This is a genomic window from Xanthomonas sp. NCPPB 3583 (assembly GCF_041475715.2).
In the GTDB taxonomy this organism is placed as follows: Bacteria; Pseudomonadota; Gammaproteobacteria; order Xanthomonadales; family Xanthomonadaceae; genus Xanthomonas; species Xanthomonas euvesicatoria.
Genome location: NZ_CM191263.1, coordinates 1156766 through 1176972 on the forward strand (window position 1 = coordinate 1156766; position 20207 = coordinate 1176972).

Consider the following 20207-nt stretch of genomic DNA (forward strand, 5'->3'; position numbering starts at 1 on the left):
TTCACGGCGCGCGCGCCACGCGGAGAGGTTGCCCATGATCGACATGGTGCTGGGCGTCATCATTCTGGTGTCGGCCCTGTTGGGCTTGTTGCGCGGCTTTGTGGCCATCGTGGTGGGTACGTTGTCGTGGTTGCTGGCCGGCTGGGCCACCTTCATGTTCGGCGGCGCGGCCGCGCGCTGGCTGGCCGATGGCAAGCATCCGTCTGCGACCGAATCGTTCGGCGGCTACGCCATGGTGTTCGTCGGTGTGCTGATCAGCGTGGCGGTGATTGGCATGGTGATCCGCGCGGGCGTGGATGCGATCAAGCTCGGCGGCACCGACCGCATGCTCGGGTTCGGCCTGGGCGTGGTGCGCGGTGCGTTTCTGGCCAGCGTGCTGGTGCTGCTGATGGGCTTCACCCCGCTGCCGCGCGAGCCGGCATGGCGCCAGTCGGTGCTGCTGCCCATGCTGCAGCCGGGCGCGGGCTGGATGCGGGCACAACTGCCGGCCTGGCGAATGCCATCGATGGAGATGCCATCAATGGAACTCGGCAACTTGCCCACGGAGTTGGGGAAGTTGCCTTCGGCAGGCGATAATACGGACCTGGGCAAGGCACTTGGCGGTTCCGGGCTGAGCAACACCATCACCCGTGCGCTTGGCAACCCCGGCAAGACGGCTGGCGACGGACGCGATCCGACGCAGGCGATGCCGGCCAACATCGATCCGGCGCAGGTTCGCGGCGGAGAAAGCGACCCGGCTCGGGTCGAATCCCAAGGCCAGGCACGGCCACCTTCACAGTAACGGCGCAAGCCGAAGCGGAGAACGCGCACCATGTGTGGCATCGTCGGTATTGTCGGCAACCAGAACGTCGCCGGGCAGCTATATGACGGCCTGACCGTCCTGCAGCATCGTGGGCAGGACGCCGCGGGCATCGCGACCGCAGATGGCACGCGCCTGCGCGTGCAGAAGGCCAACGGCCTGGTGCGCGACGTCTTCGACGAAAAGAAGATGGCGGTGCTGGAAGGGCGCGTCGGCATCGCCCATTGCCGCTACCCGACCGCAGGCTCGGAAGGCATGGACGAGGCGCAGCCGTTCTACGTCAACTCGCCCTACGGCATCGCGCTGGCGCACAACGGCAACCTGATCAACACCGAGGCCTTGCGCCAGCAGGTGTTCGAAGCCGACCGCCGCAACATCAATACCGATTCGGACAGCGAAGTGCTGTTGAACGTGTTCGCCTACGAGCTGGACGCGCAGCGCATGCTCACCCCCGAAGCGGCGATCCGCGCGGTGGCCGGCGTGCACCGCCGTTGCAAGGGCGGTTATGCGGTGGTCAGCGTGGTGCTGGGCCTGGGCCTGGTGGCGTTCCGCGACCCGCACGGCATCCGCCCGCTGGTGCTGGGCAAGCGCGAACACGCCGAAGGCACCGAATACATCGTGTCCTCCGAGTCGGCAGCGCTGGATATCCTCGGCTACCAGCGGATGCGCGATGTGCGCCCGGGCGAAGCGCTGGTGATCACCGCGCGCGGCGAGCTGTTCTCGGAAGTCTGCGCCGCACCGACCAACAACGCGCCGTGCATTTTCGAGTACGTGTACTTCGCGCGCCCCGATTCGATGATCGACAACATCTCGGTGCACAAGGCGCGCATGCGCATGGGCCTGAAGCTGGGCGAAAAGATCCTGCGCCTGCGACCGGACCATGACATCGACACCATCATTCCGATCCCGGACACCTCGCGCGATGTGGCGCTGGAGATGTCCAACGTGCTCGGCGTGAAGTACCGCGAGGGCTTCGTCAAGAATCGCTACGTGGGCCGCACCTTCATCATGCCGGGGCAGGGCGAACGGCAGAAATCGGTGCGCCGCAAGCTCAATCCGATCCACCTGGAATTCCGTAACCGTGTGGTGCTGCTGGTGGACGATTCCATCGTGCGCGGCACCACCAGCCGGCAGATCGTGCAGATGGCGCGCGATGCCGGTGCGCGCAAGGTGTACCTGGCCTCGGCCGCGCCGCCGGTGCGTTACCCCAACATCTACGGCATCGACATGCCGGCGGCCGAAGAGCTCATCGCACATGGCCGCAGCGAGCTGGAAATCCAGGAGTTTCTGGGCTGCGACTGGCTGATCTACCAGGATCTGGAAGACCTGGAAGTGGCAGTGCGCGAGGGCAACCCGGACATCAAGCAGTTCGATTCCTCGTGCTTCAACGGCGAATACATCACCGGCATCGAGCCGGGGTATTTCGAACGCATCCAGCAGCTGCGCTCGGACGATGCCAAGAAGCGTCGCCGCGCCTGAGTCACCGAACCAGGGCGGCCGATTGGCCGCGCTGGTTGGCGTGCGGAGAGGGTCGGCGAGGTGCGGCAAACAAAACACCGCAGCTATCGACACGCTCGATGAAGCGCGCCTGCGCAACGGGCAGCTACCTGCGGCCGAACATGTGCAAGCGCAGTGCGTTTCTGCAGCGCGCCAGTGCCCCGTGCGGCCAACGGCGTGAGCAGCGATCCGTTCGCAAGCGCGGATCTGTTCGACGCTGCGCGGCTGTGCCTGGACCAGGCCGACCCGCGACAGAAAGTCGCGCTGACCCAGCACTACGCGGCCGCCTTTCGCGAAGGCGTCTTGACGCTCGATCCGGCAGCGCCTGCGCCTGCGCCGATCCGTATGCCAGGCCGTCCGGCAACGCCACTGCTGGTGCATCCGCGCCACTTGCCGCGCCGTGGACTGGGCACGCCGGAAGGGCGCGCTGCGTTTATCCATGCCATTGCGCACATCGAACTCAACGCCATCGATCTGGCCTGGGATGCGGTGTATCGCTTTCGCGGGCTTCCCGCGGCGTTCTATGCCGATTGGGTCGCGGTCGCCGACGATGAATCGCGCCACTTCATGCTGCTGCGCGCACGATTGCAGGCGCACGACCACGACTACGGCGATTTCGCCGCGCATAACGGGCTGTGGGAAATGTGTGAGAAGACTGCACACGACGGCCTGGCGCGCATGGCCCTGGTGCCGCGCGTGCTCGAAGCGCGCGGCCTGGACGTGACACCGGCGATGATCGTCAAACTTCGTTCGCTCGGCGACGCTGCCACTGCCGAGGTGCTCGAAACCATCCTGCGCGAAGAGGTGGCGCACGTGGCCGCCGGCTCGCGTTGGTACCGGTGGTATTGCGAGCAGGCCGGTGTCGAGCCGCGCGCACGCTTCAAGGCGCTGCTGCGCGAATACGCTGGCGGGTATCTGCATGGGCCGTTCAATCTGCAGGCGCGCCTGCTTGCCGGTTTCGACGAGGACGAGCTGGCCGACCTGGTGGAGCAGGCTGGCTGAGCGTGCCTGCACGGGAGCTGCGAATCTGCGTTCGTGACCTGTACTGTGAATCTACCTGACGCATGCGTGCGCGGATTCCAGTGACGCCACACACGCCGCGTCACGCGCCACAGCTTGGAGCGCACCTTCACGTCATGGCCGATGAGGCGGGCATCCATGCACGCGATGCCATGCATGACGACCTGGCGTCACTCGCCATCTGCACCGACGCCGACGCAGCGGTGTCCACGACACAGGCGAGGATCGACGCAGCCAATCGCTGGGCGGACGCAATCGGGTCCATGTGCATCGATCCATAGGGCGACGCAGGATCGCCGTATTGTCCGTGAAGACGGCTTGTGCTCGTTTGACGCACGCCTTCAGCACGCGCTCTTTCAGTACGACTGTGCGCTGGTTCCCGTTCGAGAGCTGCTGGAATCGCATCCAGGGATTGGTAAACATCACAGAAACATAATTTTCCGTTGTAACAACTTGCATTCTGTGCAGTGCCACGCGCCCTAATGGCGTCCCGGGGACAGGGGCCCGGTGTTTCACATCCGTAACTTTCATGTCTTAGGAGAGAAAGACGATGAAGTCGAAGTCGATGTGCACCACGGTCGGTCTGATTGCCATGTGCCTGGCCGGCTCGGCCGCCGCTGCCGGCAAGCCGTTGTATCAAACCGGCCCTGCGCTGAGCCGCAGTGCCGCCGCCACCGCTGCAGCCGAACCTTCGCTGCAACGCCTGTTGAGCGCCCCGTCCACTGCCAACGCGCAGGTGGTTCAGCTCGATGCCGGCGCGGTAACCGCCTCGGAAAAATTGCTGGAGCTACAGCTGGATGGCCAGACCATCACCGCTACCCAGGCCAAGGTCGATGCCCTGGAGGGTGGCGACAGCGTCTGGTACGGCAACCTCGGGCCGCGTGCCGGCACCCGCGCACGCACGCTCTCGGGCGTGGACCCGCTGAACTCGGCCATCTTGGTGCGCAGCGGCGACACCGTGACCGGCACGATTCGCTACGCCGGCAAGCTCTATCGCCTGCGTCCGCTGGCCGATGGCCGCCACGTGCTGGTGCAGGTGGATGAGCAGCGCATGCCGCAGGAGCATCCGGCCGAATACAGCCTGCTGCCGAAGTTCGACATGCCCGGCGACGGACGCGTGACTGCCGCTGCTGCCTCATCAGGTAGCCCGGCCACCATTCGCGTGCTCGTGGTGGCCACCAACAAGGCCGTGACCGCTTACGGCGGCAACATGCAGTCGCTGGTGCAACTGGCGGTGGCCGAAGCCAACCAGGGCTACATCAACAGCAACGTGGGTATCACCTTGCAGCTGGCGCGCTACGAGACCACCAGCTACACCGAGACCGGCAACTTCACGACCGACCTGCAGCGTTTCCGCGTGACCAACGACGGCTACATGGACAGCATCCACACCAGCCGCAACACCTACACGGCCGATGTGGGAGTCATCGTGCTGGACAACAGCAGCTACTGCGGCCTGGCGTCGGGTATTGGCTCTAACGCCGCGAGCGCATTTGCGTCGGTGTACTGGGATTGCGCCACCGGCTACTACAGCTTCGCTCATGAAATCGGGCATCTGCAAAGCGCACGCCACGACGCCACCAACGACCCGAGCACCTCCCCGTATGCGTATGGCCACGGCTACCGCTACGGCAACAGCTGGCGCACCATCATGGCCTACGACTGCACCAGCGGTTGCCCACGCCTGAACTACTGGTCCAACCCCAACATCAGCTACAACGGCGTGCCCATGGGCAATGCCAGCACCGCCGACAACCAACGCGTGCTGGTCAATACCAAGGCCACGATTGCGGCCTTCCGTTGAGCGGTTGTTGACCGATCCAAGCCCGGCCCGGCACCGCAAGTGCCGGGCGTTTTGGCTACACCCGCGCGCATGGATCGCGCAGACTAGGCGCACCGCCGGTGACTGCCGGCCTTGTCCTGTCGAGCGGAGCCCTCATGTCCACGTCTCTGCGTCATGCGCTTGTGTTCCTGGCCGCGCTGACGGTTGCCGGATGCAAGCAGCAACCGGCCGACCCTGTCGCCACGCAACCCAAACCTGCCGTGAGCGCACCGGCGCCACCCCCCGGCGGCGACGCGCAGGCCCGCGCACTGCAGGCGCTCGAAAGCCGCTTGCAGGGCGACAAGGTGTACCCGGATAACTGCATCAGCATCATGGCCGAGGACGGCGATGCGCCTGCGCCGGACACGTTCGATTTTGCGGTGCGCGAACGCCATGGCGACGGCTGCCCCGGCGACCCGCAGACCAGCCCGGTACGCGACCGTTTCCGCGTACAGGCCGATGGCACGCTGCTGTGGTACGACGTGGTGAATGCCGATTTCGTCGACTACGCCGAGCGTGCGCGAAGCCTGCAGTGATGCGGTGCGGTCATTGATTGGCACGCTCGACGATGCTGCGTGCCTCGATCGGCAAGCGCTGCCGATCCATGGTTGCATCGCCGCGTGTCTGTGGCGTCAGGCGCGCTTTCGATCGTGCTGCGCGCCTTGAATGCAGCACCGCGTCGCTGCGCCTGCCATGGCAGGCGCGTGGATCTGCCGCGCTATAACGCCAACTGCTCCAGCGACACGCCATCGGCATCCACGCGCAGGACCGATCCTTGCTCGTACCAGTCGCCCAGCACGATGCGCGTGCAGGTGTTGCCGCCGGCCTGCAAGGTGTGGATGGCAGGGCGATGGGTGTGGCCGTGGATCAGCCGATCCAGCCCGTAACGCACGAAGGTGGCTTCCACTTCGGCGGGCGAGACATCGGTGACGGTTTCGAAGCGCGACTGGTCGCCCTGCTTGAGTTCTGCATGCCGCGCCTGGCTGGCAGCGCGCGCCTGCTGCGCGAACGCGACGCGTGCGGCCAGCGGCTGGGCCAGGAACTGCGCCTGGAACACCGGGTCGCGCGTCTGCGCGCGGAAGGCCTGGTAGGCCGTGTCGTCGGTGCACAGCAAATCGCCGTGCATCAGCAGCGTGGTGTGCCCGTACAGATCGATGACGGTGGGGTCGGGCAGGATCCGGAAGCCCGCGCGCTGCGCATAGGTTTCGCCTACCAGGAAGTCGCGGTTGCCTGCCATGAAGAACACCGGCACCCCGGAATCTGCCACTGCATGCAGGGCCACCGCCACTGCATCGGCGGCGGTGGATGGGGTGTCGTCGCCGATCCAGGCTTCGAACAGATCGCCCAGGATGTAGAGCGCGTCGCTGCCGGGAACCTGCGTGCGCAGGAACTCCAGAAACAACTCGGTGATTGCCGGCCGGGCCGGATCCAGATGCAGGTCGGAAATGAACAGGGTCGTCATTGCGCCATTGTACGGCGGCAGCGCGGGGCGGGAATCGGGAATCGGGAATCGCAGAAGCATTGCAGCTTCGCGGCGATTGGTGTGCCAACTTGCAACGACGCCGCAGGCTGGCGATCGCCATTCAGACATCCTGCGGGTCGCACGCGCCGTGGGACATGCGCGTGGGTGGGCAACCTGCCGTCAGTTCACCGCGTACCGGCAGCGCAAGATCCCCTCTCCCTGCGGGAGAGGGGTGAGGGTACGGGGCGAAGCCACGCGCTGGAGTCGCAATTGCTGCGCTGGGGCTCTTTTCGGCGTTTGCGAAAACACCCATCGACGGCGAGTGCATGAGGCTTCGCACGTACCCTCATCGGCCCTTCTCCCCCATAAAGGAGGACAATGTCCCGAAGGGAGAAAGATGAGGCGAAGAGGCCTTGTTGCTGACTGGGCAGCGTCTTGGTACCTGTCCGTTTGCCGTTACGCTTACCTGTCAGCAAGCCGCCATCACGCAACCCCTAGCGCTTATCCCAACACCACCGGCAAGCCCCACAGCGACAGGCTGGCCAGCAGCACGCCGATCAGCGTGGCGGCCAGCACGTCGCTGGGATAATGCAGCCCTAGCACCACCCGCGAGAGCGCCACGCCGGCCGAAAACGGCACCAGCAAGGGGGCCAGCCAGGGGTAATAGGCCAGCGCCACGATGCTGAAGGACACCGCGTGCAAGGTATGGCCGGAGGGAAAGCTGAACTCGTCCAGCGGTGCCACCCACGCGCGAATACGCACGTCCGCCGCATATGGCCGCGGACGCCGGGTCCAGCGTTTGAGCGCCTTGTAGAGCGTCAATGCAAGCACGCCGGTGGCAGCCATGTGCGCCGATGCACGTACACCGTCCATGCCGTCGAGCACCACCAGCAACCCCATCAAGGCGTACCAGAACACGCCGTCGCCCAGGCGGCTGATGGTGGCGAAGACGCGCCGTACCGGGTGGCGTCGGCACCACAGATTGGCGCGTCGGCACCAGCGCGCTTCGTGACCGCGCAAGACCTCAAGCCGCGTTGACGACATAACGCCCCCGTGCAGCGCTGATCCCCAGCAACAAGGCTTCGAAGTCGCAGACCACATTGTCCGGATGCAATTTTTTCATCGCCTGCGCCGCCGCCGTGCCCATGCGCTGGCGCAGGGCGTCGTTTTCGGTGAGCGCGACGGCGGCCTGGATAAAGGCCTCGTCGGTGTCCACCGCCGCGCCGGTATGGCCGTTGCGCAGATATTCGCGGGCCGCGCCGTAATCGAAAGCGACCGTCGCCACGCCGCTGGCCATCGCCTCCAGCGTCACGTTGCCGAAGGTTTCGCTGCGGCTGGGAAACAGGAACAGATCGCCGCTGGCGAAGTGACGGGCCAATGCATCGCCACGCTGGACACCGCAGAAGATGAAGTCCGGATTGTCGTGCGCAAGCTTCTCGCGCGCCGGGCCATCGCCCACCCAGACGAAGCGTGCCTTCGGGCGGATCTGCTGCAGTTTGCGAAAGGCGCGTACGGCCAACGGCAGATTCTTTTCGCTGGCGATGCGCCCCACATAGATGGCGGCAAAGCCTTCGCCTTCCATGCCCCAATCGGCGCGCAATGCGAAATCGCGACGGATCGGATCGAATTGCTGGCTATCCACTGCCCGCGCCAGCAATTGCACACGCTCAAAGCCATCGTTGCGCAGAAACTGCTGCAGCTCGCGCGTGGGCACCAGGGTGGCATCGGCCTGGTTGTGGAAGCGCCGCATCCAGCGCAACGCGGTGCCCTGCAGCCAGGCAGCGCCGTAGTCGGGCAGGTATTCGTCGAAGCGGGTGTGGAAGCCGGTGGCGACCGGAATGCCGAGCCGGCGGGCTGCGCGCATTGCCGACCAGCCCAGGGGGCCTTCCGTGGCCACATAGATCGCGTCCGGCTGCGTGCTGCGCCAATGACGGACGAGGCGTTGCGTCGCCGGCAGGCCGAATTTCAATCCCGGGTAGCGCGGCAACGACGCGCCACGCACCAGTAGCGCATCGGTCGGGGCGGTATCGGCGCTCTGGCGTGGCCGCACCACATCCACCTGGTGTCCGCGCGTGCGCAGACCGGTTTCCAGACCATGCACGGTCAACGCAACACCGTTGACCTCGGGGGGATAGGTTTCGGTGACGATCGCGTAGCGCATGCCCGTTCTCCCGTTTTGACTAGCTTCCGGGAGTGCGATGGCATTGATGTTGCGCTAGTAAGACGTGGCGGTGACAGGTGTGACGGGATTCGGGATTGGAGATTCGCAACAGCGAATTTCATCTTTTCGGCACGTACCCCACAACGATGCTGCTCTGGCTTTAAGCGAATCCCGAATCCCGAATCCCCAATCACCAATCCCGCCTGCGGCCGCAGGCCTCAGGTCACAAACGGTTTGAACGCAATTCCCAGCCCGGCCATGCTGTCGACTTCGCCGATCAGGTCGGCGCGCAGCAGCGGGCGCGAGTCGATCCAGCTTTGCGACAGGATCAACGACAGCCGGGTGTCGTCGGCGGTGAGTTCCAGGGTCGGAATCGGGTCGGACTCATGCGCGCGGTGCAGCAACACCGCCAGTCGCAGCAGCGCAGCCTTGCGTCGGGTTGGCAGCAGCAGGCGGTCGGGCAGCGCATCGAAGGCGGTCTTGGGCACATTGCGCCGGTGCGTGCGTACCAGCGCCGCCAGCACCTGCTGTTCCTGTCGCGAAAAACCCGCGATATCCGAATGTTCCAGGATGTAGCTGCCGTGCACGTGGTACTGGCTGTGCGCGATGATCAGCCCCAGCTCGTGCAGGCGCGCGGCGCGGCGCAGCACCTGCGCATCGTCGCCATCCAGTTGCCAGGATTCGCAGACCTGGTCGAACAGGCGGCAGGCGGTCGCTTCCACGCGCTGCGCCTGCACTTCGTCGATGCCGTAGCGCTGCATCAGTGAGGTCACCGAACTGTCGCGCGGGTCGTTCTCGCCGCCGCGGCCAAGCATGTCGTACAGGATGCCTTCGCGCATCGCCGCCTTGCTGACCATCAGTTTCTCCAGCCCCAGCGCCTGGAACGCAGCCTCCAGCACCAGGATGCCACCGGCGATGATCGGCCGCCGTTCGGCCGCCAGGCCGGGCAGCTGGATGTCTTCGATACGCTTGGCCTTGAGCAACTCATCGCGCAGCGCCGGCAGCGCCTGCGCGGTGATCGCGCCCTTGGTCAGCTTCATCGCCGCGCACATCTCGCCGATGGCCTTGTGCGTGCCGGACGAGCCGATCGCCTCATGCCAGCCCAGTGCCTTGTACTGGCCGGCAAATTGCTGGAACTCGGCGCCGATCTCGGTCAGCGCGTCCTTCCATTTCTTCTTGGATAATTTGCCGCCGGGGAAAAACCGCCGCGTGCTGGCAATGCATCCGGCCTGCAGACTTTCGCGTTCCAGTGTCTGAAACCCGCGGCCGATGATGAACTCGGTCGAGCCGCCGCCGATGTCGATCACCAGCCGGCGTTGGTCGGGCTTGGGCGGTTGCGCATGCGCAACACCAAGATAGATCAGGCGCGCTTCCTCGCGCCCGCTGACCACTTCGATCGCATGGCCCAGCGCGGTTTCGGCCGGCATCAAAAACGCCTGTGGCGAACGCAGCTGACGCACCGTGTTGGTCGCCAGCGCACGCACGCGCAGCGAAGGCACGTCGCGAATGCGCTGGCCGAACCGCGCCAGGCATTCCAGTGCGCGCTGTCGCGCTTCATTGGAGAGCCCACCTTTGCCATCCAGGCCATCGGCCATGCGCACGGTCTCGCGCAGGCGATCGACGACGCGCAGCTGACCCATCAGGTAGCGCGCAATGACCATGTGGAAACTGTTGGAGCCTAGGTCGATGGCGGCAAGAAAATCGCCATCGCGCAGGGGCGGAATCGTGGGGGAGGGCATTGGCATGGCCGCATGGTAGCCGATGGGCTGTTGGCCACGTGAGAGGCCATGCGTGCGCCCAGCGGCAGGCGCACCAGATCTGCATTCGCAAGCGCGGCAAGCGGGCGGTCAATCGCCGTGATGGGCATGCCGCATGCCTGCGCAAGCGGCTTGCACCTGGCGTGCGGCAGTGCGCGCTCAGATCCGCTCGAGCAAGGTCATCTGCGCCGAATGCGCCGGCTCGCCCGGGGCGGGCGTGCGCTTGTGGTACACGCCCTCGGCGTCCAGCTCCCAGGCGCTGACGTTGTCGTCCAGATAGTTCTGCAGCACTTCGCGGTAGATGCGCTTGGCCAGGTCCGGTTCCAGGATCGGGAAGCAGGTCTCCACCCGCCGCAGCAGATTGCGTTCCAGCCAGTCGGCACTGGCGCAGTACAACTCGGCGGCCCCGTCGTTGCCGAACCAGTACACGCGGCTATGTTCCAGAAAGCGGCCCACGATCGAACGCACGCGGATGTTGTCGGACACGCCTGGCACCCCGGGGCGCAGCGTGCAGGCCCCGCGCACGATCAGATCGATCTGCACCCCTGCCTGCGAGGCCATGTACAACGCACGCACCACCTGCGGTTCGTTGAGGGCGTTCATCTTGGCGATGATGCGGCCCGGACGACCCTTGCGGGCCAGCCGTGTCTCGCGATCGATTCGCTTCAATACGCCCGCATGCAGCGTAAACGGCGACTGCAGCAACTGGTCCAGCTTCATGCGCGGCGCAAGTCCGGACAACTGCTGGAACAGCATGTGCACGTCGTTGCCGATCTCGGCATCGGCGGTGATCAGGCTGATGTCGGTATACAGGCGCGCGGTGCCGCTGTGGTAATTGCCGGTGCCCAGGTGCACGTAGCGTTTGAGCTTGCGGCCCTCGCGGCGCACGATCAGCAGCATCTTGGCGTGGGTCTTGAAGCCGACCACGCCGTAGACCACCTGCACGCCGGCTTCCTGCAGCTTGTCGGCCAGGCCCAGGTTGGCTTCTTCATCGAAGCGCGCACGCAACTCCACCACCACCGTGACGTCCTTGCCGTTGCGCGCGGCCAGAATCAGCGCATCGACAATCAACGAATCCTTGCCGGTGCGGTACAGCGTCTGCTTGATCGCCAGCACGTTCGGGTCGACCGCGGCCTGGCGGATGACATCCAGCACCGCGGTAAACGCATCGAAGGGGTGATGCAGCAACACATCGCCTTTTTTGACGATCTCGAAGATGCCCTCGCTGTCGCGCAAGGTGCGCGGATTGAACGAGGGATACTTGAGTTCGGGGCGCTGCACCAGGTCATAGACCTGGGTGACGCGGCTCAGGTTGACCGGCCCGGTGATGCGGTACACCGCGTTCTCGTTCAGGCCGAAATTCTGCAACAAGGTGCGCAGGATCGGCGCCGGGCAATCGTGCGCGATCTCCAGCCGCACCGCCGGACGGTAGCCGCGCGTGACCAGTTCATCGCGCAGCGCCAGTGCCAGGTTTTCGACTTCTTCCTCGTCCACCACCAGTTCGGAATTGCGGGTGACGCGGAACTGGTATGAGCCCATCACCTGCATGCCCGGGAACAGCTCGTCGACGAATTCGGACAACACCGACGACAGGAACACGAAGCTCTGCGTGCCCTCCGGCGACAGGCTGGCCGGCAGCTGGATGATGCGCGGCAGCGAACGTGGTGCGCGCACGATGGCCAGATGCCCGGCGCGACCGAACGCGTCCTGGCCTTCCAGCACCACCACGATGTTCAAGGTCTTGTTGAGGATCTTCGGGAACGGGTGCGCCGGGTCCAGGCCCAGCGGCGACAGCACCGGCATGATCTCGTTGCGGAAATACGCACGCAGCCAGCGTTTCTGCCGCGCCGTCCATGCCGAGCGGCTGAGTACGGCAACGCCTGCGTCTTCCATCGCCGGCCGCAGCACCTCGTTCCACGCGTGGTATTGCTGCTCGACCAATTTGGCGGCGCGATCGTGCACGGCGTTGAGGATGGCGGTCGGGCTCAGCCCGTCCGGTGCCGGCGGCAGCCCGAACTCCTGTGCGTGCCGCACCGTGGCCGCACGGATTTCGAAGAACTCGTCCAGGTTGGTGCACGAGATGCACAGGAAGCGCAGCCGTTCCAGCAATGGCACCTGCTCGTCGAGCGCCTGCGCCAGCACCCGGAAGTTGAAGTCCAGTTGCGACAGCTCGCGGTTGATGTACAGCGCCGGATCACGCAACGGATCGGTGGCGATGTCGTCGCCGGGTGTGATGTCGTGCAGTTCTTTGGCGTGGCCCATGGAATCGATCGTCAAGACGGGTTGTGTAATTGCCTGGGGCGCGCAACGCAGGCAATGCGGCGCGTGGCAGGCGCGTCCATCGCAGCGCGCTGCGGCGCGCACTGACTACATATCACGCCGAGCGTGACAGTGGCACCGATTGCTCGCGCTGCACGACGCGCGCAGGCACGAAATGACACGAGAATTCGCTGCCGCGTCCCACTTCGCTTTCGATGTCCAGGCGCGCCTGATGCAGCCCCAGGATGTGCTTGACGATCGACAGCCCCAGCCCGGTGCCGCCGCTCTCGCGCGAGCGGCTGCTGGACACCCGGTAGAAGCGTTCGGTGATGCGCGGCAGGTGCGAGGCGGGAATGCCATAGCCGGTGTCGCGCACGGCCAGCGCCGCACCATCGCCTTCGCGCACGAAACGGATCGTCACCGTGCCGCCGCCGGGCGTGTAGCGCACCGCATTGGTCACCAGGTTGGAAAACGCACTGTGCAGCTCCTTGTTGGAGCCGAGCAGATCCACGCCGGCCTCGTCGATCACCTCCACGGTGTGGCGGCCCTGGCTGTGCGCCTCGGCCTCGCGGCGCAAGGTCGACAGCATCGGCGCCATCGCCACGTGTTCTTCGCCGAGTTCTTCCTGCGATTCCAGCCGCGACAGCGTCAGCAGGTCTTCGACCAGCTGCGCCATGCGCTGGGATTGCTTGCGCATTTCCGCCAGCATCGGACCCGAATCGGGGAAGTCTTCCGGGTCGAGCATGTCCAGATAACCGTGCACCACCGTCAGCGGGGTACGCAGTTCATGCGAGACGTTGGCCACGAAATCGCGGCGCACCTGTTCCAGCCGCAGCAGCTTGCTGACATCGCGCGCCACCAGCAGCCAGTAGTCGTCGGAGTAGGGGATCAGGCGCAGATTCAGGCGCAGATCCGGGTCTGCCGGCGAGGCGGCATCCAGCATCGGCTCGGCGTTGCGCCCGGCCGCCAGCCAATGCGCCAGCGGCAACGGCTGCAGCCGCTCCACGATCGACACGCCCATGTCGCCGGGATGGTGCAGGCCGAGCAAACCGCCGGCCGCCTTGTTGAACCACTGCACGCGCTGGCTGTTGCGATCCACGACCACCACTGCATCCGGCAGCGCCTGCGCTGCGGCGCGGTAGGTGCGCAACATTTCGATCAGGCGCCGCTTGCGCGCGCGCATTTCGTCCTGGCTGCGATACAGCAGCCGGTCCAGTTCGTTCCAGGCCCCGATTCCGGCCGCAGGCTCGGCACGCTGGCGTGCAGTCAGCCGCCGCAGCACCTGGCGCAGCCGCCAGTAATGCCAGGCCAGCACGCCCAGGGCGGTGAGCGTCAGCGCCATCCACACATGTCCGATCAGCACGCCGACGACGACGGCAGCGCCCAACAACAGCGCGAGGGTGCCGAGCGTCTTGAGCCAGGCGGAACGGATGTGTTGAGGCATGGAAGGCGTTACCACGAAGCGTCAGGTAGGCAGCCACCCGGCCGGACTGCGGCCAGGGCGGCTTTGCGGCACGTCAGGTCGCCGAGGAAAAACGATAGCCCGAGCCGCGCACGGTCTGCACCATGTTTTCCAGCCCGAACGGTTCCAGCGTCTTGCGCAGGCGGCGGATATGCACGTCGATGGTGCGCTCTTCCACATACACGCTGCCACCCCAGACATGGTCCAGCAGCTGGGTGCGTGTATACACGCGCTCGGGGTGTGTCATGAAAAAGTGCAGCAGACGATATTCGGTCGGGCCGATCGGCACCGGCGCATCGCCGGCGAACACCCGGTGCGCGGCGCCGTCGATGCGCAGCTTGCCGACCGCCACGCTACCGTCTTCGTCGTCTTCGCGGGTGCGCCGCATCACCGCGCGGATGCGCGCCAGCAGCTCGCGTGCCGAGAACGGCTTGACCACGTAATCGTCGACGCCGGCTTCCAGGCCGCCCACGCGGTCGTTTTCTTCGCCGCGCGCGGTGAGCATGATGATCGGAATCTCGCGGGTCAGCTGCTCCTTGCGCCAGCGCCTTGCCAGGTCCAGCCCGCTGGTGCCCGGCAACATCCAGTCCAGCAGGATCAGGTCCGGCACGCGGTCGGCGATGGCGGTCTGCGCCTCGCGGGCATCGCCGGCATGGATGGGCTCGAACTCGCCTTTGCGCAGCGCGAACGCCACCATGTCGCGGATCGCGGGTTCGTCATCGACGATCAGAATGCGTTTCTGCACGCGGGGCTTACCGTCTGGCTTTGGTTGATCGCCAGTAGACTACGGTTTTGTGACTCTAATGTGACATCGCCGGCGGCGCCTGCGTGGCGAAACAGGGGCGTGAAGCGGACTGGGCAGTTCCGTTACCGGCCGGCGGCCGCGCGATACCGTGCCGTCGTGAACAGGCCGGCAATGCATCGGCGATCAGCGCGTGGACAAATCCGGGTCGCGGATCCCTTGGCGACGCAACTCCAGCACGGTTGGGGTGATCGCGGCGATGCGCGCATCCACGCGCGCCCGTGTCACATAGTCGAGATCTTTCTTCTTCAGTGCTTCCAGCTGGATCAGTGCCTGTTCGGCGCGGCCGTTCAAAAACGCCGCCTCCGCATACGCTTCGCTGGCGCGCAATGGGTCGCCGGACAGCTCGCAGGCCCGCGCGTAGCTCTGTTGCAGCAATGGGTCGTCGCTGCTCCGGTGCAACAACGGTTCCAGCACCTGGCGCGCGCGCTGGCCGGATTCCTTGCTGGCCTGCTCGTTGAGCGCAGTGGCATAGGTCAGCGCAACCGCGCGGTTGTTCGGCAATTGCTTGAGCAACGCATCGAAGCGGGCATTGGCCGCCTCGCGCGGGCCCACGCGCGCCTGCGCCTCGCTCAGGCCCAGCGCCAGCCACACATTGTCCGGATGCGCCTCGAGCAGGCTGGTCAGCTCGGCCACCGGCTCGCCCGGCCGCCCGCCGCTGTTGCGCAGCCGCGCCAGCGCCAGGCCATAGCGCTGCGGATCGCTCAAGCCTTGTTTGGCGCTGCGGCGCAGGTTTTCGTACTCGCGAATGGCCGCATCCGGCGTGGCTGCGCTGAGCACGCGCAGGCGTTCCTTGGCCCAATCGAAACCCTGCTGGTCGCCGCCGCGGCTGAGCGCATCCACCGGCAACCGCAGCGCGTAAGGGAGCAGCGCGTTGCCATTGCGACTGAGCGGCTCCGACAGCGACGGGTCGGCCGGGTCTACGCGCTCCTGGCGCGTCCCGCCCGGCACCGAGGTGGTCAGCACCACGGTGTTCTTCTTCATCTGTTCGGCGCGCGACTTGGCCTCGCTGATGCGGGTGACGGTCACCGGATGGGTCTGCAGGAAATCCGGCGCGCTGTAGCCGCCCTCGTTGGCGCGCATCGCCACCGACATGCGCTCGAAGAAGCCGGCCATCGCATCCACGTCGTAGCCGCTGCGCGCCAACGTGCGGATGCCCAGTCGGTCGGCTTCGGATTCGTTGGAGCGGGTGTAGTCGATCTGGCGCTGCTGCATCAGCCCCATTGCGCTGGTGATGGTGGCCATGGTGGCGTCGCCCTTGGAATTGCCACCGGCCTGCTGCGCTGCCACCACCGCCGCCAGCATGCCGAGCAGGATCGGAATCTGGTCGCGCTGCGCTCGCTCCACTCCACGTAGCACGTGCTGCTGGGTGACGTGGGCGATTTCGTGCGACAGCACCGCCGCCACTTCGTCCTCGCGCTCGGCGGTCAACACCAGCCCGGCATTGACGGCGATGTAGCCGCCCAGCGTGGCGAATGCATTGATCTGGCGGTCGCGCAGCATGAAAAACGTAAACGGCTGCTGCGGTTGGTCGCTGTTGGCGCCCAGCCGGGTGCCCATGGTCTGCAGCCAGTCGGTGATCAGCGGGTCGTCCAGCACGTAGTCGTAGTTGCGCAACTCGGCCAGCATCATCCGGCCGTATTCGGCCTGGCGGGCCGGGGTCAGCAACTCGCCGGCCGACGAGCCGATATCGGGCAGGCGGCTTTCCTGCGCAGGTGCCACGCCCATGGCGACGGCCAGCGTGAGGGCAGTGGCGAGCGGTAGCAGGCGCAAGTGGAACTCCCAGGTGGTGTGCGGAGCATGCGGGCAGCCCGGCGCAGAGGCGTGAATCATCGGTTAACCCACAGTGTTGCGGTGACGACATGGAAATTCCAGTCGCCCGGTACCATGTGTCAGACCTCACACCAACCACGGAGTTTCCCGTGAGCCAAGACCATACCGATCAGGATGCGGCCTCCGGCCCGCAGATCACCCTGTATTCCTCTGCCATCTGCCCGTATTGCGTGGCGGCCAAGAACTTCCTCAAGAGCAAGGGCAAGACCTGGACCGAAGTGCGGATCGACCTGGATCCGGCCGAACGCGACAGGATGATCGCCCTGGCCAAGCGCACCAGCGTGCCGCAGATCTTCGTCGGCGACGTTCACGTGGGCGGCTACGACGACATGATGGCCATGCATCGTGCCGGCAAGCTCGAGCCGCTGCTGGCCGGCAGCGCGGGCGGCCAGGCATGAGTGGCCCCGACGACGGCAGCGCCGACCGCCTGCGCGAGTTCACGCAATTCCGCCAGCGCATGAACCAGCGCATCCTGGCCGAGCCGAACCAGGTGGTGCGGCGGTTCTTCGCGCTGGACACCCAGACCTACCAGGCCGGCGCGCTGGACGTGAAGACCAAGGAACTGCTCGGCCTGGTCGCCTCGATGGTGCTGCGCTGCGACGACTGCATCAGCTATCACGTGGCCCAGTGCAAGGAAGCCGGCGTGAGCCGGGAAGAGTTCTTCGAAACCTTCTCGGTCGGCCTGGTGGTCGGCGGCTCCATTGTCATCCCGCATCTTCGCCGCGCGGTGGATTTCCTGGACCAGCTCGAAGGCGGTGCGCAGGCGCCGGCCCAGCACGCACACGACTGAACGGGTCGCTGCGGCACGCAAGTGTCGATCAGGGTTCGTCAAAGCGAGTAACGCACGCGCCGCCCACCGAGGCGGCGCGTTGCGTTCGGGCGCCTGCACCCTTAGACCAAGGTCGGTTTGGGCGCCTTCACCGGCATCGGGCATAATTGCCCGTGAAACCTCCTTGCGCCGCTCTGCCGGGTATCGCGGCTGGCGCTCCCCCCCTTCAAGTTCGGAAACCCAACGTTATGACGCAGACAATCACGGTCATCCGCGGCGACGGCATCGGCCCGGAGATCATGGATGCCACGCTGTTCGTGCTCGACGCGCTGCAGGCTGGCCTGACCTACGAGTACGCCGACGCCGGCCTGGTCGCCCTGGAAAAGCATGGCGATCTGCTGCCCGAGTCCACTCTGGCGTCGATCAGCAAGAACAAGGTGACGCTGAAAAGCCCGCTGACCACGCCGGTCGGCGAGGGTTTCAGCTCGATCAACGTCGCCATGCGTCGCAAGTTCGACCTGTACGCCAACGTGCGTCCGGCCAAGTCGTTCCCGAACACCAAGTCGCGTTTCGCCGACGGCGTGGACCTGATCACCGTCCGCGAAAACACCGAAGGCGCGTACCTGAGCGAAGGCCAGACCGTGTCCGAGGATGGCGAGACCGCGTTCTCCGGCACCCGGATCACCCGCAAGGGCTCCGAGCGCATCGTGCGCTACGCCTTCGAGCTGGCCAAGAGCACCGGCCGCAAGAAGGTCACCGCCGTGCACAAGGCCAACATCATCAAGTCGACCTCGGGCCTGTTCCTGAAGGTGGCACGCGATGTCGCCGCGCAATATCCGGACATCGAATTCCAGGAAATGATCGTCGACAACACCTGCATGCAGCTGGTGATGCGTCCGGAGCAGTTCGACATCATCGTGACCACCAACCTGTTCGGCGACATCATCTCCGACCTGTGCGCCGGTCTGGTCGGCGGCCTGGGCCTGGCCCCGGGTGCCAACATCGGTCTGGACGCGGCGATCTTCGAAGCCGTGCACGGCTCGGCGCCGGATATCGCAGGGCAGGGCAAGGCCAACCCGTGCGCGCTGCTGCTGGGCGCAGCGCAGATGCTGGACCACATCGGTCAGCCGCAGAACGCCGAGCGCCTGCGCGAAGCCATCGTCGCTACCCTGGAAGCCAAGGATTCGTTGACCCCCGACCTGGGCGGCACCGGTAACACCATGGGCTTTGCCAAGGCCATCGCCAGCCGCCTCTGAGCGCACTGGCAAATTGCACAAAAAGAAAGGGCGCCTAGGCGCCCTTTCTGTTTGCTCGGGATTCCTCCTGAGCCGTCCTCGGTCATCGAGCGCAGGGGAAACGCTGTTGCGATTCCCCAATCCCGATTCCCCGCTCAATTGCGCGACTGCAGCTTCGACAACAGGCGCAGGAACTCGATGTACAGCCACACCAGCGTCACCATCAGGCCGAATGCGCCGTACCACTCCATGTGCTTGGGCGCACCGTGCTCGACGCCGCTCTCGATGAAGTCGAAGTCCAGCACCAGGTTCAGTGCTGCCACCACCACCACGAACAGGCTGAAGCCGATGCCGATCAGGCCCGAGTCGTGGATGAAAGGGATGCGCACACCGAACAAGCCCAGCACGATGGTCGCCAGATACACCAGTGCAATGCCGCCGGTGGCTGCGACCACGCCCAGCTTGAAGTTCTCGGTGGCCTTGATCATGCCGCTGCGATACGCGAACAGCAGCGCGAACAGGGTGCCAAAGGTGAGCAGGACGGCCTGGAACACGATGCCGTTGAAGCGCGCTTCGTACACCGCAGAGATCGAGCCGAGGAAGAAGCCTTCGATCAATGCATACAGCGGCGCCGTGATCGGTGCCCAGGTCGGCTTGAAGCTGGTGGCCAGCGCGAATACCAGGCCGCCAATCGCGCCGGCGATCATGTAGATGCGCGCGACGGGCAGCGGCATGCCATCGGCCCCGATCGATTGCGACCAGGCGAAGGCGGCCGTGATCACCGCCATCAGCAACAACGCGCCGGTCTTGTTGACCGTGCCGTTGAGGGTCATCGCCTGACCGTCGCGGGTGACGATCGAGCCGGAGCCGGAGTCGAGGAATGTGGATTCCCGAAGGGCAGGGTTACCGCTACGCATGCATGTTCTCCATGAAAATAGTGCTCACCCTACTGGCGAACGTTGGTGTGAGGATAGCTGATCGTTCAAGTTACACAGGGTGATTGACAGCGAGGCCAATCATTCCCAAAATAGCCGACCTTTCGAGCCTTCAGGATTGAAAGGTCCCGCCGGGGTATAGCGCAGTCTGGTAGCGCGCCTGCTTTGGGAGCAGGATGTCGGGGGTTCGAATCCCTCTACCCCGACCATTCCGAGCTTTCGACGGCGTGGGAATGCGAAGTTCGGTCCGGGCGCCCGTAGCTCAACCGGATAGAGCACCGGCCTTCTAAGCCGGCGGTTACAGGTTCGAGTCCTGTCGGGCGCGCCATCGGTTCCTTATGTTTTTCAGTAAGTTGCCGCCAAGACTTCCTCTGATTCTGGGTTTGCTCCAGAA

The 20207-nt window shown here is 65.4% G+C and carries 17 protein-coding genes and 2 tRNA genes; 10 read left to right on the top strand and 9 right to left on the bottom strand.

Features of this window, described 5'->3' with window-relative positions; translation table 11 throughout:
• Nucleotides 1-34: 34 nt before the first annotated feature.
• The 5 genes from ACCQ07_RS05150 to ACCQ07_RS05170 all read left to right on the top strand — a co-directional run bounded on the left by ACCQ07_RS05150 (nucleotide 35) and on the right by ACCQ07_RS05170 (nucleotide 5674).
• Nucleotides 35-781, top strand: a complete 747-nt coding sequence (locus ACCQ07_RS05150) for a CvpA family protein (RefSeq protein ID WP_057681042.1) — start codon at nucleotides 35-37, stop codon at nucleotides 779-781.
• Nucleotides 782-811: 30 nt separating this feature from the next.
• Entirely contained in the window at nucleotides 812-2278 is a 1467-nt protein-coding gene (gene purF / locus ACCQ07_RS05155; RefSeq protein WP_008571628.1) for an amidophosphoribosyltransferase, read from the top strand.
• Between the two features lie 174 nt (nucleotides 2279-2452).
• Nucleotides 2453-3298 carry a ferritin-like domain-containing protein gene (locus tag ACCQ07_RS05160; RefSeq protein WP_014089506.1) on the top strand — a complete coding sequence of 282 codons (846 nt, stop codon included), beginning with the start codon at nucleotides 2453-2455 and terminating at the stop codon, nucleotides 3296-3298.
• Nucleotides 3299-3866: 568 nt separating this feature from the next.
• Nucleotides 3867-5120 (top strand): zinc-dependent metalloprotease, encoded by a 1254-nt coding sequence (locus ACCQ07_RS05165; RefSeq protein WP_008571625.1) that lies wholly within the window; start codon nucleotides 3867-3869, stop codon nucleotides 5118-5120.
• A gap of 134 nt (nucleotides 5121-5254) precedes the next feature.
• On the top strand, nucleotides 5255-5674 hold the full coding sequence (locus ACCQ07_RS05170) for a hypothetical protein (protein WP_008571624.1): 420 nt from the start codon (nucleotides 5255-5257) through the stop codon (nucleotides 5672-5674).
• Between the two features lie 182 nt (nucleotides 5675-5856).
• Here ACCQ07_RS05170 and lpxH read toward each other — a convergent pair whose 3' ends face one another.
• The 8 genes from lpxH to ACCQ07_RS05210 form a co-directional block, all read right to left on the bottom strand.
• Nucleotides 5857-6600 carry a UDP-2,3-diacylglucosamine diphosphatase gene (gene lpxH / locus ACCQ07_RS05175; protein ID WP_008571623.1) on the bottom strand — a complete coding sequence of 248 codons (744 nt, stop codon included), beginning with the start codon at nucleotides 6598-6600 and terminating at the stop codon, nucleotides 5857-5859.
• 501 nt (nucleotides 6601-7101) lie between these two features.
• Nucleotides 7102-7644 carry a phosphatase PAP2 family protein gene (locus ACCQ07_RS05180; protein WP_008571423.1) on the bottom strand — a complete coding sequence of 181 codons (543 nt, stop codon included), beginning with the start codon at nucleotides 7642-7644 and terminating at the stop codon, nucleotides 7102-7104.
• Nucleotides 7625-8761, bottom strand: coding sequence for a glycosyltransferase family 4 protein (locus ACCQ07_RS05185; RefSeq protein WP_071118454.1), 1137 nt, complete (start codon nucleotides 8759-8761; stop codon nucleotides 7625-7627). Before ACCQ07_RS05185 ends, ACCQ07_RS05180 begins: the two co-directional genes overlap by 20 nt.
• 218 nt (nucleotides 8762-8979) lie before the next feature.
• Nucleotides 8980-10500 carry an exopolyphosphatase gene (gene ppx / locus ACCQ07_RS05190; protein WP_008571425.1) on the bottom strand — a complete coding sequence of 507 codons (1521 nt, stop codon included), beginning with the start codon at nucleotides 10498-10500 and terminating at the stop codon, nucleotides 8980-8982.
• Nucleotides 10501-10677: 177 nt separating this feature from the next.
• Nucleotides 10678-12780: a polyphosphate kinase 1 gene (gene ppk1, locus ACCQ07_RS05195; protein WP_008571427.1), complete on the bottom strand. Its 2103-nt coding sequence runs from the start codon at nucleotides 12778-12780 to the stop codon at nucleotides 10678-10680.
• A 112-nt stretch (nucleotides 12781-12892) separates the two neighbouring features.
• A complete protein-coding gene (phoR, locus tag ACCQ07_RS05200; protein WP_011346580.1) occupies nucleotides 12893-14221 on the bottom strand; it encodes a phosphate regulon sensor histidine kinase PhoR in 1329 nt (442 codons plus the stop codon).
• Nucleotides 14222-14294: 73 nt separating this feature from the next.
• Entirely contained in the window at nucleotides 14295-14984 is a 690-nt protein-coding gene (gene phoB, locus ACCQ07_RS05205; protein WP_003483753.1) for a phosphate regulon transcriptional regulator PhoB, read from the bottom strand.
• Nucleotides 14985-15167: 183 nt separating this feature from the next.
• The gene (locus ACCQ07_RS05210; protein WP_033837401.1) at nucleotides 15168-16814 is read right to left on the bottom strand and encodes a M48 family metalloprotease; all 1647 of its coding nucleotides are present in this window, start codon (nucleotides 16812-16814) and stop codon (nucleotides 15168-15170) included.
• A gap of 149 nt (nucleotides 16815-16963) precedes the next feature.
• Here ACCQ07_RS05210 and grxC point away from each other — a divergent pair, with 149 nt between their 5' ends.
• From grxC to ACCQ07_RS05225, 3 genes are all read left to right on the top strand, one after another.
• A complete protein-coding gene (gene grxC, locus ACCQ07_RS05215; RefSeq protein ID WP_017158114.1) occupies nucleotides 16964-17272 on the top strand; it encodes a glutaredoxin 3 in 309 nt (102 codons plus the stop codon).
• Nucleotides 17269-17664: a carboxymuconolactone decarboxylase family protein gene (locus ACCQ07_RS05220; protein ID WP_122273205.1), complete on the top strand. Its 396-nt coding sequence runs from the start codon at nucleotides 17269-17271 to the stop codon at nucleotides 17662-17664. Before grxC ends, ACCQ07_RS05220 begins: the two co-directional genes overlap by 4 nt.
• Before the next feature lie 227 nt (nucleotides 17665-17891).
• Nucleotides 17892-18899 (top strand): isocitrate dehydrogenase, encoded by a 1008-nt coding sequence (locus tag ACCQ07_RS05225; protein WP_372363845.1) that lies wholly within the window; start codon nucleotides 17892-17894, stop codon nucleotides 18897-18899.
• Nucleotides 18900-19033: 134 nt separating this feature from the next.
• Here ACCQ07_RS05225 and ACCQ07_RS05230 read toward each other — a convergent pair whose 3' ends face one another.
• A complete protein-coding gene (locus ACCQ07_RS05230) occupies nucleotides 19034-19795 on the bottom strand; it encodes a Bax inhibitor-1/YccA family protein (protein ID WP_008575005.1) in 762 nt (253 codons plus the stop codon).
• A gap of 150 nt (nucleotides 19796-19945) precedes the next feature.
• On the opposite strand from ACCQ07_RS05230, the gene ACCQ07_RS05235 reads away from it, so the two are divergent.
• Together ACCQ07_RS05235 and ACCQ07_RS05240 are read left to right on the top strand one after the other, a co-directional pair.
• Nucleotides 19946-20022: transfer RNA gene (locus tag ACCQ07_RS05235), tRNA-Pro, on the top strand.
• 42 nt (nucleotides 20023-20064) lie between these two features.
• A tRNA-Arg gene (locus ACCQ07_RS05240) sits at nucleotides 20065-20141 on the top strand.
• Nucleotides 20142-20207: the final 66 nt, after the last annotated feature.

What these genes read in the sequence shown, in the direction of transcription:
- ACCQ07_RS05150 (WP_057681042.1), top strand. Translation starts at nt 35, where the DNA reads ATGATCGACATGGTGCTGGGCGTCATCATTCTGGTGTCGGCCCTGTTG.
- purF (WP_008571628.1), top strand. Translation starts at nt 812, where the DNA reads ATGTGTGGCATCGTCGGTATTGTCGGCAACCAGAACGTCGCCGGGCAG.
- ACCQ07_RS05165 (WP_008571625.1), top strand. Translation starts at nt 3,867, where the DNA reads ATGAAGTCGAAGTCGATGTGCACCACGGTCGGTCTGATTGCCATGTGC.
- ACCQ07_RS05170 (WP_008571624.1), top strand. Translation starts at nt 5,255, where the DNA reads ATGTCCACGTCTCTGCGTCATGCGCTTGTGTTCCTGGCCGCGCTGACG.
- lpxH (WP_008571623.1), bottom strand. Translation starts at nt 6,600, where the DNA reads ATGACGACCCTGTTCATTTCCGACCTGCATCTGGATCCGGCCCGGCCG.
- ACCQ07_RS05180 (WP_008571423.1), bottom strand. Translation starts at nt 7,644, where the DNA reads ATGTCGTCAACGCGGCTTGAGGTCTTGCGCGGTCACGAAGCGCGCTGG.
- ACCQ07_RS05185 (WP_071118454.1), bottom strand. Translation starts at nt 8,761, where the DNA reads ATGCGCTACGCGATCGTCACCGAAACCTATCCCCCCGAGGTCAACGGT.
- ppx (WP_008571425.1), bottom strand. Translation starts at nt 10,500, where the DNA reads ATGCCCTCCCCCACGATTCCGCCCCTGCGCGATGGCGATTTTCTTGCC.
- ppk1 (WP_008571427.1), bottom strand. Translation starts at nt 12,780, where the DNA reads ATGGGCCACGCCAAAGAACTGCACGACATCACACCCGGCGACGACATC.
- phoR (WP_011346580.1), bottom strand. Translation starts at nt 14,221, where the DNA reads ATGCCTCAACACATCCGTTCCGCCTGGCTCAAGACGCTCGGCACCCTC.
- ACCQ07_RS05220 (WP_122273205.1), top strand. Translation starts at nt 17,269, where the DNA reads ATGAGTGGCCCCGACGACGGCAGCGCCGACCGCCTGCGCGAGTTCACG.
- ACCQ07_RS05225 (WP_372363845.1), top strand. Translation starts at nt 17,892, where the DNA reads ATGACGCAGACAATCACGGTCATCCGCGGCGACGGCATCGGCCCGGAG.
- ACCQ07_RS05230 (WP_008575005.1), bottom strand. Translation starts at nt 19,795, where the DNA reads ATGCGTAGCGGTAACCCTGCCCTTCGGGAATCCACATTCCTCGACTCC.